Here is a 2,897-nt window from a genome sequence, read left to right as displayed (position 1 = left end):
TCTTCGCGTGCCGCGAGGCGTACCTCCGGCAGGTCCCCCGGTCGGCTCGTCGGCGCGAGCGAGGACGCCGACGGCGACCGCGCGTTCACGCTCACGCTCCAGACGCGCGAGCAGCACATCCGCAAGCAGCGGGCGACCTCGAACATCTGTACGAACCAGGCGTGGGTCGCGCTGCGGGCGGCGATCCACGCGGCGACGCTCGGGCCGGACGGGCTCGTCGCCCTCGCGAACGACTGCGTCCGCGAGGCGGCCGCCCTCGCCGAGCGGATCGACGCGATCAGCGGCGCGGCGGCGCCGGTCCACGACCGCCACCACGTCCGTGAGTTCGCGGTGCGCGTCGACCAGCCGGCGGCCGCGATCGCCGCCGACCTCGAGGCCGCGGGGTTCGCGGTCCACGCGATCGACGAGCACCTGCTACAGGTCTGTGTCACCGACCTGACCGCCGACCGGGCGGACGGGCTGGTCGCCGCCTTCGAGGAGGTGATCTGAGTGATCCACGACCAGGCGAACTACGAGCGCGACGCGGCGGACGTCCACGAGCCGCTGCTCTCGGAGAAGGGCACGGCGATCGTCGACGTGCGGGAGTCGTCCCCGCTGCCGGACGAGCTGACCCGCGAGGAACTCACGCTGCCGAACCCCGAAGAGCCCGCGGTCGCCCGCCACTACACCCGGCTCTCGCAGATGAACTGGGCGATCGACTCCGGGCCGTACCCGCTCGGGAGCTGCACGATGAAGTACAACCCGAAGTTCACCGAGGACGTCGCGGCCGACCCGAACGCCGCCGTCCACCCGGACCGTTCGGAGCGCTCCGTGCAGGGGACCCTCGAGCTCCAGTACCGGCTCCAGGAGTTCCTCGCGGAGATCGGCGGGATGGACGCGGTCACGCTCCAGCCGCCCGCGGGCGCCGCCGGCGAGCTGACGGGGATCCTGATCGCGCGGGCGTACCACGCCCACCACGGGAACGACCGCTCGGAGGTCGTGATCCCGGCGTCCGCCCACGGGACGAACTTCGCGACCGCGGCGATGGCCGGCTACGACGTGGTCGAGCTCCCCTCGGGCGACGACGGGCGCGTCGACGTCGGGGCGCTCGAGGCGGCCGTCGGCGACGACACCGCCGCGCTCATGCTCACGAACCCGAACACGGTGGGGCTCTTCGAGCGCGATATCACCGAGATCGCCGAGATCGTCCACGACGCGGGCGGGCTGCTCTACTACGACGGCGCGAACCTCAACGCCCTCCTGGGTCGCGGCCGCCCCGGCGACATGGGGTTCGACGTGATGCACTACAACGTCCACAAGACGTTCGCGACCCCGCACGGCGGCGGCGGGCCGGGAGCGGGCCCCGTGGGGGTCGTCGAGGAGCTCGCGCCGTACCTGCCGACGCCCCGCGTGCGCGACACGAACGGCGAGAAGGGGTACGAGACGTTCGAGCCGGAGCACACGATCGGGAAGGTCCACGGCTTCCAGGGCAACTGGCTCGTGTTGATCAAGGCGTACGCGTACATCGCCCGCCTCGGGGACGAGGGGCTCGCGGACGCGGCCGCGAAGGCCGTGCTCAACGCGAACTACCTCGCCGAGCAGATCGACCTCGACGTCCCGTACGGCCCGTTCCACCACGAGTTCGCGGCGACCGCGGGCGACCGGGACGCCGCCGACGTCGCCAAGCGCATGCTGGATTTCGGCGTCCACCCCCCCGACGACGAAGTGGCCGGAGATGGTGCCCGAGGCGATGTTGACCGAGCCGACGGAGATCGAGGGGCGGTCGTCGCTCGACGACCTCGCGGAAGCGTTCAACCTCGCGTACGCCGACAGCGACGAGGCGCTCGAGACCGCGCCGAACCGCACCGCCGCGGGCCGGATCGACCAGGTGGGCGCCGCGCGGAACCCCCGGCTCTCGTGGCAGGCGCTCGACGAGGAGTGAGCCGGCGGTCGGCGCCGCGGCCGATCACTCGCCGTCGGCGCCGCGGCCGGTTACTCGCCGTCGCCTCCCGCCCAGTAGCCGACGGTCGCGTCGCGTCGTAGTAGCCCGACAGCGAGCGCTCCTCGCGGCCGCCGGGCGGAGACCCGACGAACACGCCGAACGTTCCGGAGTCCGGGTAGACCGTCACGTCGGGCTCGGTCATCGTCGAGACGACGAGGTACCGGACCGGCTCGTCGCCGTCGTTGACGACGCGGTGTGCGCCCGACGCGTCCGCCGGGAACGCGACGTAGTCGCCGGCGGCGATGCGTGCGGTGGCCTCGTCGCCGCTCGCCTCGCCGTGTCGGAGGAGCGCCTCCCCCGAGCAGACGTACAGCGCCTCCTCGTTGGCGGTGTGGTAGTGGTACGGCCACGACTTCCCGCCGGCCGGTAGCTCGTAGAGGCTACAGCCGATCCGCTCGCCGCCGGCGGCCTCGGCGAGTTGCTTCCGGCGGAAGCGGGCGTCTCCCCGGTCGGTCTCGGTCCACTCGAGATCGTCCTCGCTCGCTCGTCGCATGGGTCGTGCTCACAGGTCACGCTCAAAACGCTTGCGCGAGATGACGGAACTGGAACGCGAGGCGACGGAACCAGACGCCGAGGCGACGGAACCGGAACCACTACGGCGGGCGGTACCGCACCCCCGGCCATGGAATTCGGCGTCATCGGACTCGGACGGATGGGGCAGATCGTGGCGAACCGGTCGCTGAACGCGGGCCACGACGTGGTCGCGTTCGACCTCTCGGCGGAGGCGACGGCGGAGGTGGCGGAGAACGGCGCGGAGCCGGCCGACTCGGTCGCTGACCTGTGCGACCGGCTGTCGGAGTCGCCGGCGGACGGCGGGGAAGACGGCAAGCGCATCTGGCTCATGGTGCCCGCGGGCGACGCGGTCGACGCCACGCTCGCGGACCTAGAACCCCACCTCGACGGCGACGACGTCGTC

The 2,897-nt window shown here is 72.3% G+C and carries 1 protein-coding gene and 3 pseudogenes; 3 read left to right on the top strand and 1 reads right to left on the bottom strand.

The window, feature by feature from the left end; genetic code table 11:
* Nucleotides 1-489, top strand: a pseudogene (locus GJ633_RS15445) (glycine dehydrogenase); the annotation flags it as partial.
* A pseudogene (gene gcvPB, locus GJ633_RS15440) lies at nt 490-1,921 on the top strand (aminomethyl-transferring glycine dehydrogenase subunit GcvPB). It begins immediately after the preceding pseudogene.
* A 50-nt stretch (nt 1,922-1,971) separates the two neighbouring features.
* Here the strand turns inward: gcvPB and GJ633_RS15435 are convergent.
* A pseudogene (locus GJ633_RS15435) lies at nt 1,972-2,474 on the bottom strand (cupin domain-containing protein).
* Nucleotides 2,475-2,603: 129 nt separating this feature from the next.
* Here GJ633_RS15435 and GJ633_RS15430 point away from each other — a divergent pair.
* A partial coding sequence (locus GJ633_RS15430) for an NAD(P)-binding domain-containing protein (protein ID WP_197431375.1) occupies nt 2,604-2,897 on the top strand: 294 nt, incomplete at its 3' end.

Source organism: Halorubrum sp. CBA1125 (assembly GCF_009742825.1).
GTDB lineage: Archaea > Halobacteriota > Halobacteria > Halobacteriales > Haloferacaceae > Halorubrum.
Note: the sequence above shows the minus strand (reverse complement) of the source record. Positions and strands in the feature narration are given on the sequence as shown.